This is a genomic window from Oceanobacillus sp. FSL K6-0251, assembly GCF_038004725.1.
In the GTDB taxonomy this organism is placed as follows: Bacteria; Bacillota; Bacilli; order Bacillales; family Amphibacillaceae; genus Oceanobacillus; species Oceanobacillus oncorhynchi.
Genome location: NZ_JBBORS010000001.1, coordinates 3,460,111 through 3,476,154, shown reverse-complemented (window position 1 = coordinate 3,476,154; position 16,044 = coordinate 3,460,111). Strand labels below are relative to the sequence as shown.

General features: G+C 42.6%; 10 protein-coding genes. All 10 read left to right on the top strand.

Annotation, left to right across the window (positions count from 1 at the left end; genetic code table 11):
* Positions 1–12 precede the first annotated feature (12 nt).
* The 10 genes from cobA to MKY45_RS17245 all read left to right on the top strand — a co-directional run bounded on the left by cobA (position 13) and on the right by MKY45_RS17245 (position 15,815).
* Complete coding sequence (gene cobA, locus MKY45_RS17290) at positions 13–1,503, top strand: uroporphyrinogen-III C-methyltransferase (RefSeq protein WP_226894829.1); 1,491 nt, start codon at positions 13–15, stop codon at positions 1,501–1,503.
* An 84-nt stretch (positions 1,504–1,587) separates the two neighbouring features.
* Positions 1,588–2,364, top strand: a complete 777-nt coding sequence (locus MKY45_RS17285; RefSeq protein ID WP_193063596.1) for a sirohydrochlorin chelatase — start codon at positions 1,588–1,590, stop codon at positions 2,362–2,364.
* The gene (locus MKY45_RS17280) at positions 2,364–2,978 is read left to right on the top strand and encodes a precorrin-2 dehydrogenase/sirohydrochlorin ferrochelatase family protein (protein ID WP_193063598.1); all 615 of its coding nucleotides are present in this window, start codon (positions 2,364–2,366) and stop codon (positions 2,976–2,978) included. The genes MKY45_RS17285 and MKY45_RS17280 overlap by 1 nt, the downstream gene beginning before the upstream one ends.
* A 193-nt stretch (positions 2,979–3,171) precedes the next feature.
* Entirely contained in the window at positions 3,172–5,049 is a 1,878-nt protein-coding gene (locus MKY45_RS17275; protein WP_341173148.1) for an anaerobic ribonucleoside triphosphate reductase, read from the top strand.
* Positions 5,046–5,510, top strand: a complete 465-nt coding sequence (gene nrdG, locus MKY45_RS17270; RefSeq protein WP_341173147.1) for an anaerobic ribonucleoside-triphosphate reductase activating protein — start codon at positions 5,046–5,048, stop codon at positions 5,508–5,510. The genes MKY45_RS17275 and nrdG overlap by 4 nt, the downstream gene beginning before the upstream one ends.
* A gap of 387 nt (positions 5,511–5,897) precedes the next feature.
* Complete coding sequence (locus MKY45_RS17265; protein WP_341173146.1) at positions 5,898–8,534, top strand: cation-translocating P-type ATPase; 2,637 nt, start codon at positions 5,898–5,900, stop codon at positions 8,532–8,534.
* Between the two features lie 226 nt (positions 8,535–8,760).
* Positions 8,761–11,073 carry a polyprenyl synthetase family protein gene (locus tag MKY45_RS17260; RefSeq protein ID WP_341173145.1) on the top strand — a complete coding sequence of 771 codons (2,313 nt, stop codon included), beginning with the start codon at positions 8,761–8,763 and terminating at the stop codon, positions 11,071–11,073.
* Between the two features lie 330 nt (positions 11,074–11,403).
* The gene (locus tag MKY45_RS17255; protein WP_193063605.1) at positions 11,404–13,017 is read left to right on the top strand and encodes an ATP-binding protein; all 1,614 of its coding nucleotides are present in this window, start codon (positions 11,404–11,406) and stop codon (positions 13,015–13,017) included.
* Positions 13,014–13,715 carry a response regulator gene (locus tag MKY45_RS17250; RefSeq protein ID WP_193063607.1) on the top strand — a complete coding sequence of 234 codons (702 nt, stop codon included), beginning with the start codon at positions 13,014–13,016 and terminating at the stop codon, positions 13,713–13,715. Before MKY45_RS17255 ends, MKY45_RS17250 begins: the two co-directional genes overlap by 4 nt.
* A 411-nt stretch (positions 13,716–14,126) precedes the next feature.
* Positions 14,127–15,815, top strand: a complete 1,689-nt coding sequence (locus tag MKY45_RS17245; protein ID WP_193063609.1) for an SLC13 family permease — start codon at positions 14,127–14,129, stop codon at positions 15,813–15,815.
* Positions 15,816–16,044 lie beyond the last annotated feature (229 nt).

Below are 16,044 nucleotides of genomic sequence, written 5' to 3'. Positions count from 1 at the left end.
TGAGGGTGACGAATGATGACAAAACCAGGATGTGTGTACTTAGTCGGAGCTGGTCCTGGAGATATTGGGTTAATGACTTTAAAAGGTTATACGTATTTGCAGCAGGCAGAAGTTGTTTTATACGATAGGCTGGTTAACCCTCTCTTACTGGAATATGCTTCACCGCAAGCAGAATTTATATATTGTGGTAAAATGCCTAAAAAACATATACTGCGTCAGGAAGCAATTAATGAGTTATTAGTAAAGCATGGCTTAGAAGGAAAGAATGTTGTGCGTTTGAAAGGCGGCGACCCAAGCGTATTTGGCCGGGTAGGCGAGGAGACAGCTGCACTGGAACAGGCCGGTGTGCCTTACGAGATTGTTCCAGGGATAACGGCGGGAATCGGAGCTGCTGCTTATGCGGGCGTGCCTGTTACACATCGTGAGCATAGCTTATCCTTTGCTGTTATTACAGGTCATGATAAGTCGCCTTCAGGTGAACCGCTGATTGACTGGCATGCTTTAGCGAACGGGATCGACACCATTGCGTTCTATATGGGATTGGGCAATCTGCCTTACATTTCAGAACAGCTCATCTCATATGGGCGGTCTTCGGATACGCCAGTTTTATTAATTCAATGGGGCACGACCGGAAAACAGAGAACGCTGCAGGGAAATCTTGCAACTATTGTACAGAAAGCAAAAGCGGCACAGTTTAAAAATCCAGCTATCATCTTAGTAGGAGATGTAAGCACACTGAAAAAAGGAGAAAGCTGGTTTGAAAGCAAGCCGCTGTTTAGTCAGCATTTGCTTCTCGGGCGGGCTGGTGAAGAACCGAGTGAAATGGCCCGGCATTTACGGGAGCAGGGAGCAGAGGTTTTTGAATTTCCGCGGATGCAAAAGAAAAAGCATCTGTTGAAAAAAGCCGATATTCCGGCAAATCGGGATCTTCTTTTTTTATCACCGGCAAGTGTGGACATTTTCTTCGAGTCTCTGCAGGCAAATAAAATCGATATTCGAAGGATTCAAGGTGAATTCTATGGAATTTCTAAAAAAACAGTAAAGGCCATAGAATCCTATCATTGTTTTGGAAAAGAAATAGCAGAACGGAGCCCCGACGCTTCCCCGCTGGTAATATTAGGAGACCCGGAAGGCTTCCATCGAAAAGAGCAGCGTTATCCATTCGTATTTGAGCCTGATTTCATTGCTACGCATAGCTTTATTCGTGTGCAGCAGACGGAGCAAACGTTCAGCCGTCTTCAGGAGGAGGAGCGTATCGAAACGATCATTTTTCCTAATGCGCGTTCTGTGAAAACAGTGACGGAAGGGTTTCAAGCTTGTGGAGAAACGCCAGAAAACATTAGTACCTATGCACGCGTGATTTGTTTTGGAGAAAAATCAAAGCAGGCTGCTGTCAAAGCAGGGTATGCTGTTTCGGAGGTATTATCTGAACCGACCGAAGAAGCACTGCAGGAAGTTCTTTTGCAAAAAGAAGCTCCGCTGGCTGCAGCGGCCTTTTCTTAAAATTTTTAAGTTTTACAATTAATATCGTTCATTAAGCAGAAATTTGCTAGACTTGAAAGAGAATGAGAGGAAGGGGAATACAGGATGCAGGCTATTTTATATATCGGGCATGGAAGCCGGGTACAACGGGGGAATGAGGAGCTTCTGGCTTTTGTAGACAGAGCGAAGAAAAAAAATCCGCAGATTCAGATACAGGAAACCTGCTTTATTGAACTTGCTTCACCATCCATCCAAACAGGCATCGACAGCTGTGTCCGGCAGGGAGCAGCACAGATTGCAGTTGTGCCGGTTCTATTGCTTTCAGCTGGGCATGCAAAGCAGGATATCCCAAAAGAAATAGGGCAGGCAGAAAAACGCTATCCAGACGTAACCTTTACCTATGGAAAGGTGATGGGAGTAGATCCGACAATCATTGATTTACTAAACAAACGCCTGGAAATGGGAGGACTGAAGCAAACCGGTAAACCGCCTGTGTATGAAGAACGCGAACCTGCTTCTGTATTACTTGTCGGGCGGGGCAGCAGTGATCCGGATGCCAATAGCGACCTTGCCAAAATTGCACGCTTATTATGGGAGGCAGCTCCGGTAAATGAAGTAAATACATGTTATCTGGCAGCAACCCGTCCTACATTGGATGAGGGGCTGGAGCAATTGCTTAAAAGTCCTAATTCGGTGGTGTATGTTGTCCCCTATTTGCTATTCTCCGGTGTATTAATGAGGGAGCTGCGCCAGAAATTAGATGAACTGTCTGAACGGACAGATAAACAATTTATTCTTTGTCCGTACTTAGGATTTGATGATCAGCTCGTTACAGTCCTAGTCGATCGAGTCAATACATTGCTGAAAGGAAGAGTCAGCTGATGCACATGCCGCTTTTTTTAGAGGTGAAGAATCAGACCGTCATTGCAGTCGGCGGAGGAGCTGTTGCAGCGAGAAAAATACGTCATTTTTTAGATGCTGGAGCTGCTATCACTATCATTGCGCCGAAGCTTCATCCATTTTTGCAGCAGCTTTATCAAAAAGGAAAAATCAAGTGGCAGGAAAGAGAGGTTCACGAGGGAGAACATTTTAATTGTCTATTTCTTTTATTGATGACAGATAAGAAAGAACTGAATGTGTCCCTTTATGAAAACAAACAGCCGCATCAGCTGGCTTATGTTGCAAATGATGCCATGAAAAGTGATGTATCCTTTCCTGCTGTTCTACAAAGGGGAGCGCTAAGCCTTGCGTTGTCCACCGGCGGTGCGAGTCCAATTTATGCAAAACAGTTAAAAAATAAGCTGGCGGATCAGCTGCCAGCAGAAATAGAAGCTGATCTTATCTTTCTTGATCAGGCAAGAAAAAGAATCCTCACCCTGCCTTTAACACCCGAGCAAAAAAAGCAGATTCTGCAGAAAATTACAGAAGAGGAATTCCTGCGGCAGGGTAACCGGCAGCAGCTTCTGGAAGAAATGCTTGAAACGGTTCAAAAATGACTTAAAAAATTCATAATCGGGATAGAGAATGAGAAGAAAAAGTGGTAAAAGTCATAAAATATCCATTTGAACTTCTTTCTAACCTCCTTTACCATAGAACTATATATAGTTCTGCTTTGTTTTTAAACATACTATATATAGTTTTTGAGTGCGTTGAAACGTATTTGCGGAGACGAAGAAGGAGGAATAGAAGATGGCGGAAGTAATGACTGCTCCTGAAAGTACAGAAGCAGATTTAATGCAGGATTTTCAAGAGATTGTATCCAGCACCAATCAGGATTTAATACAGGAGAATGCCAATGTGGACGGGAAATCACCATGCGGGCAGATGAACAAGTTTGCTAGTGAAAGTGCAAAACTTTATGCGAAAGAAAAGATGTTGAGCCGAGAAGCGAAGCAGGCAATGGAGGATAATTATATTCATATTCATGATTTAGATTATATGCCCACGGGGACAGCGACCTGCTGCCAAATTCCTTTAGGAAAATTGTTGGAAAAAGGGTTTAACACAGGGCATGGACATATGCGCTCCCCACAAAGCATTCTGAGTGCGATGGCATTAGCGGCAATCGTTTTTCAAAGCAACCAAAATCAGCAGCATGGTGGACAGAGCTTCCAGGCGTTTGATTATGATTTAGCGCCGTTTGTGAAGAAGTCCTATCAAAAGCGGCTGCATAGATTACAGCAATATCAGCTTCCCCTTGCTCCACAGGAATTGGAGAAGTTAGCTTGGGAGGAAACGGACCGGGAATGCTACCAGGCCTGTGAAGCGTTTATTCATAATTTGAACAGCCTCCATTCCAGAAGCGGCGGTCAGGTTCCATTTACGTCAATCAATTATGGAACAGATACAAGCAGAGAAGGAAGACTGATTATAAAAAATCTTCTTTTAGCTACACAGGCTGGTTTAGGAAAAGGGGAGACACCAATTTTTCCGATTCAAATTTTTAAAATGAAAAAAGACGTTAATTTTTATAAAGCGGATCCAAACTATGATTTGTATCAGCTGGCTTTGGAAACAATAGCAAAAAGGCTTTTTCCAAACTTCAGCTTTATCGATGCGCCATTCAACTTCGTTTATTATGAAGAAGGAAATCCGGATTCGGAAGTAGCTTATATGGGCTGCCGTACGCGTATTATGGCTAATCGTCATGGAGAAGAAAATAGTCTCGGGCGCGGCAATATCTCCTTTACCAGTATTAATTTAGTGAAAATAGCGCTGACCTCATCAACCGTCGAGGCATTTATGGCGAAATTAGAGGTCTATACGGAAATGGTCATTCGTCAATTGTATGAACGGTATGTATTTCAGGCAAATAAACTTGTGAATAACTTCACTTTTTTGCATGGAGAAGGCGTCTGGACAGGCAGTGACGAATTAAATCCAGAGGATACATTGGAAGAGGTATTGAAGCAGGGGAGTTTAAGTGTTGGTTTTATTGGCCTGGCGGAGTGTTTAAAAGCATTGACAGGTAAGCATCATGGAGAATCAGAACAGGCGCAGGAGCTGGGAGAAGAGATTGTTGCCTTTTTACGGAAGAAATGTGACGAGGCTGCAGAAGACTATGATTTGAATTATTCGCTGATTGCAACACCGGCAGAAGGGCTGAGTGGCCGATTTGTGAAGCAGGATTGCAAGGATTTTGGAAAAAGAGACGGAATTACAGACAGAGATTATTATACAAATTCGTTTCATATTCCTGTGTACTATCCGATTCGAGCTGTGGAGAAAATAAAACGGGAAGCTGTCTATCACCCATATACCAATGCGGGTCATATCACTTATATTGAAGTAGACGGAGATGTCAGCAAAAATATAAAAGCTATCGACACCCTTGTGAAAACCATGGCTGAAAGCGGGATTGGCTATGGCAGTGTAAACCATCCGGTCGACCGCTGTCAAAGCTGCGGCTATACCGGAACGATCGATAACGCGTGTCCAAGCTGTCAAATCGCGGATGAAAGACAATTTGACCGGATTCGCCGTATTACCGGCTATCTGGTAGGAACAATGGATAAATGGAATACAGCAAAAGCATCGGAAGAACGAGACAGAGTGAGGCATGTATGATGGAAACAGCACGGATTTTATCCATTTATCATGATTCAGTCGTTGATGGAGAGGGCTTACGTACGGTTATTTTCTTTGCCGGCTGTCCCCATTACTGCAAGGGATGCCATAATCCAAGGTCCTGGAATATACGGAATGGCAAGGAGATGGATGTGCAGCAGATTGTCGAGGAGGCATGGAATCCATTGACAGATATTACGTTAAGCGGCGGAGATCCATTTTACCAGGCACAGGCTGCAGCAAGTATTGCCAGACAATTGAAGGAGCTTGGGAAAAATATATGGGCGTATACTGGATGGACGATCGAAGAGCTGCGTGAGAACAAAGATCCGCATCAGCTGGAGCTTCTTAACTATGTAGATGTGCTGGTGGACGGACCATTTATATTGGCTGAGCGGGATTTAACCTTATCCTTTCGTGGCAGCCGGAATCAGCGGATTATTGAGATGGGGAATGAGTAGAAGTAACATCGGCAGAAAAACTGACCAGAGACAAGGTCAGTTTTTTTGATGGGCAAAAACTGACTGTTGCAAAGTCTATATTGGCTTTTGGCAGATTAGAGTATATCCAAGCAAGCATAAAAGGAAAAAGAAGTATATAATAGCTTCCATAGCAGCAGGATAAGTTAAATCATTTTTAAAAGATAAATATGAAGATTTTGTAAAGATTCCTTCTTTTCTGCAGTAATAAGGTTTCAATCGAATGAAAAAAGGCAATAGCTCAAGATAAAGAAAAACCTTTCATTGCTGTATTATTTTGAAAATGGGGATGGAATGTGTTGAAGAATGCAAAATAAACAATAAATGCACTCTATAATTGAAAAATGAACAAGCAGGGAGATTTTGAAAATGGAAATGTATCAAAAAAAAGCTGCAGATGTTTTGGAAGAATTAGAGGCTTCCCAACAGGGGCTATCAACCGAAGAAGCAGCATCCAGACTGGATCAATACGGATATAATGAGATAGCGGATAAAGAAAAAGTACCGACGTGGAAGCTTTTTTTAGAGACCTTCAAAGATCCGATGGTTATTGTCCTGTTAGCGGCGGCTGCAGTACAAATATTGATTGGAGAATGGGTAGAATCCATTATTATCTTTTTGGTTCTACTGATTAACTCGGTAATCAGCGTGGTACAGACGAGAAAAGCGGAAAGCTCGCTGGAGGCATTACGGGATATGTCTGCCCCTGATGCGAATGTGATGCGGGATGGAACCGAAAAAACAATCGCTGCCAAAGAGCTTGTTCCCGGTGATATTGTCTACTTAGAAGCGGGAGACTATATACCTGCGGATGGACGTATGCTGGAAAGCGGCTCTTTACGAGTAAATGAAGGAATGCTTACCGGCGAATCGGAGGCGGTAGAAAAGAACACCGATATCATTGAGAACGAGGCTGCTTTAGGAGACAGACTAAATATGGTGTACAGCAGCTCTTTGGTTGTTTATGGACGGGGAACCTTTGTAGTTACCGGTACAGGAAACCAAACAGAGGTCGGTAAAATTGCCGATATGCTTTCTACTGCAGAGCAGAAAGAAACGCCGTTACAACAGAAATTAAACAGCTTCAGCAAGAAGCTCGGTGTCGGCATTTTGATTTTATGTATTGCTATTTTTGCTGTTCAGGCAGCACGTATTTGGTTCGGCGGCGGTGAGGCAGATACAACCACTGCATTATTAAATGCGCTGATGTTCTCGGTAGCTATCGCAGTTGCTGCTATCCCTGAGGCTTTGCAATCGATTGTTACTATTGTCTTATCTGTCGGCACAAATAAAATGGCAAAGCAGCATGCCATTATTCGTAAGCTGCCAGCTGTAGAGACGCTTGGATCTACACGGATTATTTGTACAGACAAAACAGGGACACTGACCCAAAATAAAATGACCGTTACCGATGATTTTATCCCTTTTCATAAAAATGAACGTTTACCGGAGAATCCGGATGAATGGGATAAGTCCGAGAGATTTCTTGTCTATATTGCAGCCCTTTGTAATGATTCGTATATTAATCAGGAGAACCAAGAGATTGGCGATCCGACGGAGGTTGCTTTAATTCAATTTGCGGATAAACATGCGCACAGTTATCAGGAATTACGAAAAAAATATCCACGGGAAGCAGAACTGCCCTTTGATTCTGACCGCAAGCTGATGTCCACTGTTCACCATATGGACGGGGAACGTCTGTTATTTGCCAAGGGCGGTCCAGATGTAATGTTTCATCGCGCAAGTCATGTGCTGCTCGATGGTGAGGAACAGCCATTGACCGATGATTTGCTGGAGCGGTTTGAAGGAGCCAATGAAGACTTCTCCAACCAGGCTCTGCGCGTATTGGCTTATGGTTATAAACGCTTGCCTGATAATCAGACAGATATTACGTATGAGGATGAGCGGGATTTTGTGTTAGTCGGGCTGACTGCGATGATGGACCCGCCAAGGGAAGCGGTGTACGGATCGATTGAAGAAGCAAAAGCAGCCGGGATCCGGACCATTATGATTACCGGCGATCATAAAACTACTGCCCAGGCAATTGGGCGGGATATCGGCTTAATGGAAAATGATGATATTGCAATCACAGGAAAAGATCTCGATAAGATGTCAGAGGAAGAATTAGAGGACAAAATTGAGCAGATTTCCGTTTACGCCCGCGTATCACCTGAAAATAAAATAAGAATTGTCCGAGCCTGGCAGCAAAGAGGTGCTGTAACAGCCATGACGGGTGACGGAGTGAATGACGCTCCTGCTTTAAAACAGGCGGATATCGGTATTGCGATGGGAAGCGGAACGGATGTATCCAAGGATTCGTCGGCAATGATTCTGACCGATGATAATTTTGTATCTATTGTTAATGCTGTTCAGGTCGGGAGAACCGTATTTGATAATATTAAAAAAGCAATCGGTTATTTATTTGCCGGGAATCTTGGAGCCATCCTCGCGATTCTGTATGCTGTTATCTTCAATCTGCCGAATCCATTTACAGCGTTGCAGCTCTTGTTTATTAATTTAGTCAATGACTCGCTGCCTGCAATTGCGTTAGGTGTGGAAAAATCAGAGGCAGGCGTGATGAAGCGGAAACCGCGTCCGGTTAACGAAGGTATATTTGCCGGCGGTACGCTGCGGACTGTTTTGACAAGAGGGATTTTAATTGCTGCTGCTGTTGTTATTTCTTTCTATATTGGTTTGTCCCATTCCAATGAAATGGGTGTGGCGATGGCATTTACGACGTTGATTATGTCACGTACCCTGCAGACCTTTGCTGCACGTTCGAATACACAGACATCGATTAAAATTGGCTTCTTCTCTAATAAATATGTGATAGGAGCAGTTGTAATCGGGTTTGCTTTATATGGGATAACGCTGCTTCCTTTTGCAAGAGAGGTGTTTAATATACCTGCTTCCTTTGGTTTCCAGGAATGGGGAATTGCAACAGGACTGGCAGCTGCCGCTGTGGTTTGTATGGAAATAGCAAAAAAGATTTTTCATAGAGCATAAACGAAATGAATAGAAATAAGTTAAAGTGTGTATTCAAAAAGTATTTTTTAACGGGCTTTTTGAATAACCTCTTAAAAAAATATGCCGTTTTACTTGGGATTTTTAGGTCAGGTAAACGGCATATTTTTAACAAATGTAAAGATTTTGTTAAGTTTTACTTGCATCATTATTGTGTACGGAACATCGTGGTATACTTAATTACTTAACAAAAAAATGAGGACGGAACATGCAGATGGACAAAGATTATTTTCAGACAAAGCAGGAGCAGGCAAAAGCATATTTTCAAACGCTGCAGGCTCAAATACAAGAAGAGAATTTTGCGTCAGCCTTGATAGAGACGCTTCATCAATATCAACAAGATAAAAAGAAAACATGGGTAAATATAGATCATTGGAAGCAGCAGCCAAGCAAATTATTTATTTCTTATTTAGCGAAATCAGGCCAGCTTGATGCTTATTTGCATCGAAGTATTTCGTACATTTATTTTCGTGACCTGGGAAGGGATATTACCTCTGAAGCAATGCAGAACAGAATAACTGCTGTCACAGAAGGCGTCAAAAATTACTTGAATCAGAAGGAGCAGCGAGTGCCGTTCCATCTGACAGAGCTTTACCAAATGGCACAAAAAGAATCGCTGGAAGAAGTATTCTTCTGGGTGTCGGATAAACTTAAACGTGTCTCCGCGATACTTCCGGATGGTTTGGATAAAAACGAAGCGAAACGAAAAATAATGAAGATTATTGCTGGTGTCGTTATGCATGAATTGGAAGAATTGGATGGAGAACTGTCCAAAGATCGGAGGAGGCAGCTGTTAGATCAGGCTGTTCGTACAGGATATTATTATGGATTGACCTATCCGCTGATTGATGATGTGCTGGATGCGGATATGTTAACGGCATCGGAGAAGAAGACTTTCGCTTATTTTATCCGGCAGACGTTATTCACAGGGGAGGTGCTTCCAGTAAAAGCTGACGATTGGCAGAAGAATCATTGGGAATTCATTTCTGCTGTGCATCAGGAGCTGTCGGAAGCATTTCATTATTTAAAGTCCTGCCAGCCGGAGGAGAATAGACAGCTTTTCCTGGAAAATGCGTATTTATTTTTCGAAGCACAGGAACTGGACAGGCAAAAGCATTTGGATAATGACAGGTATACCAATGAAGACCTGTATACATCTGTTATTTTAAAATCGGCTTCCTCCAGACTGATTATCCGTTCGTTTAAGCCTTTTTCAGAGGTCGAGAACATCGAAGCAAATATGTTTCATTACGGGATGTATAATCAGCTTGCGGATGATTTAACAGATTTAGATGAAGACCTGGCGAATAGGAATGTCACGCCGTATACGTATTTTGTGACGTATCGTGAACAGAATTCTAATTTAATCAATCCCTTTGCCATGTATTGGTCTGTTATTTATTATTTTATTCATAAGCTCTATCCGGGAAAGCCGGAGATAAGAGATGTTATTTTGGACAGGGCAATAAACGGTTTAAAACGGCTAAAGGCAAGATTGGGAAAAGAACGCTATCAGAAATTGATGCAGCAGTTTTCCTTTGATCCGAATTTTGACAAAGCTTTAGAGAAAACAGTACATCGTACGCACAACGTAGCATTCTTTGATAAATGGATCCGTGATCAATTTTTAGATACATTAAAACAAAATCAGCAATTAAAGAACCAGTTTGTATCGAAAATGAAAGAAATCAAAGAACAAGTAGAAGAACAGCTTCCCTTTGAGTCAGCGAAAAATTCATTAGAAGAAGCGGCAAACGACAGCCTGTCAGGCAATGCCAAGCGTTTACGCCCGATGATGACGTGGGTTCTGGCAAAAGAAGGGCTTCGTCTTCCAGACCATTTGGTCCTGCCCTTAGTAAAATCAATAGAATATATGCATACCGCCTCGCTTATTTTTGATGATTTGCCGTCACAGGATAATGCACCCGAAAGAAGAGGCAAGCAGACGCTGCATGAGAAATATAATCATGCGACGGCGGAGCTGACTGGACTTTGGTTAACACAGCGCGCTGTAGAAGAGCAGGCTGTAATCAAACATCAAGAACCTGGCAGGCTGCTGGAGCTTATTGCTTATTCCACCCGGACCACCCAAAACATGTGTCAGGGACAATTTTTGGATCTGCAGGCAAAAGGAAAGCAATTAACGCTGGATGAGCTGAGAGAATTATCGGTTTATAAGACCTCCTTTGGTTTTGAAGCGGCCCTGATGATGCCGATGATTATGGCTGGAGAATCGGACGAGCGGAAACAGGCAGTCCAGCGTTTCGCGTACCACGCAGGCATTGCCTTTCAAATCAAAGATGATTTATTAGATATAACAGGGGATGCGAAGCTGTTGGGCAAACAGCCGGGAAGAGACGAGCGGAATAACAGCTCGACCTTTGTGTCCATCCTTGGCAAGGAAGAGGCGCAGAAGGAAATGTGGAGACATTATATGGCAGCCAGAAAAGAGTTAGCAACGCTGCCGGATATTGCTTTCTTTTATCAGCTGTTAGATTATTTGATTTTGCGTGACCATTGAGTTTGTTCATATTACTATCGATTTTGTAAATCTGGATGGTCTTTACATACGCTTTATTGTATGTGAAGGTTATCTGGATTTTTTTAGGGATAAGAAAGAAAACAGGTAAAAATGTTAGTAAAAAGAGGGAGTATATAAAAAGTTGGAGTGATTACTAGAAGCTAAAATCTTTATTTCAACTTATATAGCTACGGAATCTGTGTTATTATTTTAAAATATACGGACAGTTATGGAGTGTGCTGGCAAAGCTGCACTCCTTGATATGAATAAAAATTATACAATTGTAAAAAAAGAAGCAGTTTGACTGAACAGGGAGGAGGACGAGCTGGTATGCGGAAAAAAGACATGCCCTTCATGCTTCAAATGCTGCTGTTCACCAGCGGATTAATCTGCCTGACGCTGCTTGTTACAGGACTGCTTATTGGATATAATCAAGCAACAGGAACAAAGGAAGCGCTTGCTGATAAAGCGAGCTTGAGTGCAAGTCATTTTGCCCGAATGCCTATCGTTGCGGATGCGCTTGCAGAAGGGGAGGCAGATGACGAGCTCCGCACTATTGCAGCCGAGGTTCGCGAGAATAATAATCTGCAATATATTGTGTTGATGAATATGGAAGGGATCCGGCTGATGCATCCTGTTCCGGAGCGGATTGGAGAACATTTTGTCGGCGGGGATATTGAGGATGTGTTTGAAGGAAAAAGCTATACGTCTGAGGCAGTTGGCACTTTAGGACCGTCGATGCGCGCTTTTGAACCGGTTTATGATCAAGATGGTATGCAGATCGGAGCTATTTCTGTAGGGATTTCCACAGAGGTTATTAATCAGGCTGTATGGGATAGTGTAAAGATAACCATTTACGGAACAGCTGTAAGTCTTCTTCTCGGTTTAGCAGGCTCTTACCTTTTAGCAAGGAGGCTGAAGAAAACCTTATTTAACCTGGAGCCTCAGGAGATTGCCTATCTGATAGAGGAACGGGAAGCAATGCTTGACAGCGTAAGTGAAGGAGTTATCGCTATTAATGCAGACGGTTACATCATTATTGCGAATCCATCCGCGGAAATAATGCTGGAGCGCGCCGGGCTTCATGGGAATATTATTGGACAAAAAATAAGTGAGATCTGGCCTGAACTGTCACTGGAAGTATTCGTAAACGGGGAAAAGGCCGTTTATGATAAAGCTGTCCGCTTCGGTGAGTTAGAAATGATCACGAACAGTGTTTCCTTTCAAGTGGATAAACATAATGTCGGGGCACTTGTCACTTTCCGGGATCGAAATGAGCTGGACGCCATGATGAAGAAGCTTTCTGGAGTAGAGTCCTATGCCCATACGTTACGGATGCAGACGCATGAGTTTATGAATAAGCTTCATATTATCGGAGCAATGGTCTATACCGAATCCTATGAAGAGCTCGCGGAATATGTAGATAGCCTTTCCATGATCTATCAGCGGGAAACAGGGATTATTTCCGCTCATATTGATGATGTAGCCATTGCAGGATATTTATTGACCAAATTGGAGCGCCTGGAACAGCTTCAAATTGATGTGGATATACAAGGGGAAAATAAATGGCCGAGCCTTTCTGATCCAACAGCTGTTGACCGCTGGATAACGATTATTGGAAACAGCCTGGAAAATGCAGTCGAGGCGATGGTCGGTCAGGAAGAAAAAAAGGTCACATTGATTTTTGATGTTTTTGACGGAGCGTTATTCTATGAAATCCGTGATAATGGAGAAGGATTTGATGTCGAGGATTTACCTTTTATCCTGGAAAAAGGCTATTCGACAAAAGGATTGAACCGCGGCTACGGGATGACGATTATGATTAATGCAGTTAAAGCAGGCAATGGAAATTATCATATTCAATCTGAGATTGGTGCAGGCGTTTGTTTACAAATTACGATGCCATATGAATGGAACGACAAAGAGGGGAATAATTCACAATGATACGGATAGCTATTATTGAAGATGAACCGCTTATTGCTAAATTTCATCAGAAGTATATTGAAAAAATTGATGGATTTTGCTGTACAGGGAGTGTAGAAACGGTCGAGGAGGGTATTGAGCTGGCAAGGCGCCCAGATGTTGATTTGATTTTACTCGATATTTATTTACAGCAGAAAAATGGGCTGGATGTATTAAAACAAATCCGTTCAGAAGAAATAAATGTGGACGTTATTTTAATCACATCCGCCAATGATCAGCAATCGTTACAGACTGGTTACCGCTACGGAGTCGTAGATTATCTGCTGAAGCCATTTACCTTCGAACGTTTCCAGGCGTCCCTCCTACGTTATCAGCAAACCATAAGAGTGACGGAAGGAAAGGTGCATCAATCAGAAGTGGATCGTTTATTTCACCCGCATGAACAGCCTGTTGTGTTAAAACCGGAGGATCTGCCAAAAGGAATCACGAAAGAAACATGTCGAAATATATTAACGGTCATGATGGAGCATGAGGATTGGCTGTCAGCGGCAGATTTAAGTGCTCATGCAAACATTTCCCATGTATCCCTGCGTAAATATTTACGTTTTTTTGAGGAAAAAAGATTGCTTGAAAAAAATGTGATTTACCATAGCTTCGGACGTCCGCTGCAGCAGTATAGACTCTCGCAAACAGGAAAAAACAATTTTCGTCATTTCTAGAGGATGTTCAAAAAGTCCAATAAAAATGACACGGCGAATTTCTACGTTGACGAGCTATTTCCGATGGGGTCTGCGATTACTCGCCCCACCAAGACCGTTACTCACGTATTATAAAGCACGAAAGAACTTCTGTTAAGAACGTCCACGTCCTGTGGACAACACAGAAGTCATCACATCCTGTGAAAGTCCGTTCGTAAATAGCTCGTCGCCTTGAACTTTCGACGCACAGGATGTGCTAGTGTCGGCGTTGCGACAGGACGTCGCGTTCTTAGCCGGCTGGTCCTATTTATCGAACTTTTTGAACACGTATTTCTAGTTTCGATTAGTTAAAAAATATATACAAACCATAGTAAATAGACGAAAATAAGAATAACCATTTTTGGTAAGCGTTTTCAGAGAGGGGTATGAACGATGAACTATGTAACATCGGCATGGAACGAACTTTGGAGGCAGCATAAACGCACAAAAAGTCTATTAAATATTTTTGCTCTCCATAAAAATGTTACTGAAAAAGATGTTGAAAAACATAAACAAACTTCTGCAAAGGACAGCACGGTTCAGGGGCAGCCTGAAGATTCAGGAGACGAACCGCCAAAGAAACCTTATTCCAGGGCACAAATCGTCGGTTTAATTTTAGGACCGCTTTTATTCGTTTTAACGATGTTATTTTTTCAGCCGGAAGGATTATCAGCCGAAGGAAAGGCTGTTCTGGCTACGACATTATGGGTAGCCACATGGTGGATCACAGAGGCATTGCCTATCCCGGCTACGTCTCTCCTGCCATTGATATTAATCCCGATAACGGGAGCGATGGAAGGCGGAGATGTTGCTTCTGCCTATGGAAATGATATTATTTTTCTATTTTTAGGCGGATTTTTTATTGCCACAGCCATGGAAAAGTGGAATCTGCATAAGCGTATTGCCCTTTTTATCATTGCGGTAATTGGAACAAGTGTACAGCGAATTCTACTTGGTTTCATGGCAGCTACCGGTTTTCTTTCTATGTGGGTTTCCAATACGGCTGCGGTAATGATGATGGTTCCAATGGGGCTGGCGATTACAGTACAGGTAGCAAGTGTGTTAAAAGGAACTCCGGAAGAAAAAGAATTACCAAAGTTTGAAAAATCCCTGATTTTTGGGATTGGTTACGCTGGAACAATCGGCGGTTTGGGAACATTGATTGGAACACCTCCGAATATTATTCTGGCAGGGCAGCTGGACGAATTATTTGGTGTAAATATTTCTTTTGCGACCTGGATGCTGTTTGCTTTTCCCGTTGTTGTTTTTATGCTTTTCTTTACATGGTTATATTTAGGGAAGGTTGCATTTAAAACAAGTATTAAGCAGCTGCCTGGCGGAAAAGAATTAATCCAGCGTGAACGAAGTAAACTGGGGAAAACAGGCTATGAAGAGAAGATGGTCGCAGTAGTGTTTGTTTTTGCTGCATTTATGTGGATTACAAGAGATTTCCTCTGGACAGATGGAAATTTTAGCATTGTTAACGTTCCAGGGATTTCTGATGGGATGATTGCAATTGTAGCCGCAGTATTATTATTTGCTATTCCAGCAAAAAAAGAGGAACGTATTTTATCTTGGAAGGATTCCCGTGATATTCCATGGGGGGTGCTCCTGCTGTTTGGAGGCGGATTGGCAATTGCGGCTGGTTTTACAGAAACAGGCTTATCTGACTGGCTCGGGGAGCAGCTGACTGTTTTAGACGGCTTCCATATTCTTGTGGTTATTGCTGCAGCAACCTTGATGATTATGGCTCTGACGGAGATTACTTCCAATACAGCAACAGCGACCATGATTTTGCCGGTAGTTGGAGCATTGGCGGTTGCGTTAAACATTCATCCGTTTGCGCTGATGATTCCATGTGCACTGGCAGCAAACTGTGCATTCATGCTACCGGTTGGAACACCGCCGAATGCCATTATTTTCGGTACAGGAAAACTGAAAATTATTGAGATGATCAAAACAGGATTCTGGGTCAATATCGTAGGAACAATTATTATTATTTTAGCTGTGTATTATTTTGTTCCAATAGTTTGGGGAATTGATTTAACCTCCATTCCAAGTGAATTCTTGAGCGGGAATTGATTGGAATTAGGCAGCTGGCTGGTATTTATGTATTCGATTTTTACTTGTAAATAGTTCATAACGAAAGCCTCCCTGGAATTCAATTCAGGGAGGCTTTCGTTATATGATGGAGCCTCAGCGATGAAATAACTTTGATTCAGCCTTCCTCTTATACACCAACCTAAGAACGATTTCTGCGATGCCTTTCTTTCCCGCCCTTCATGGCATTTAATTCTTCTTTATTCTTTTT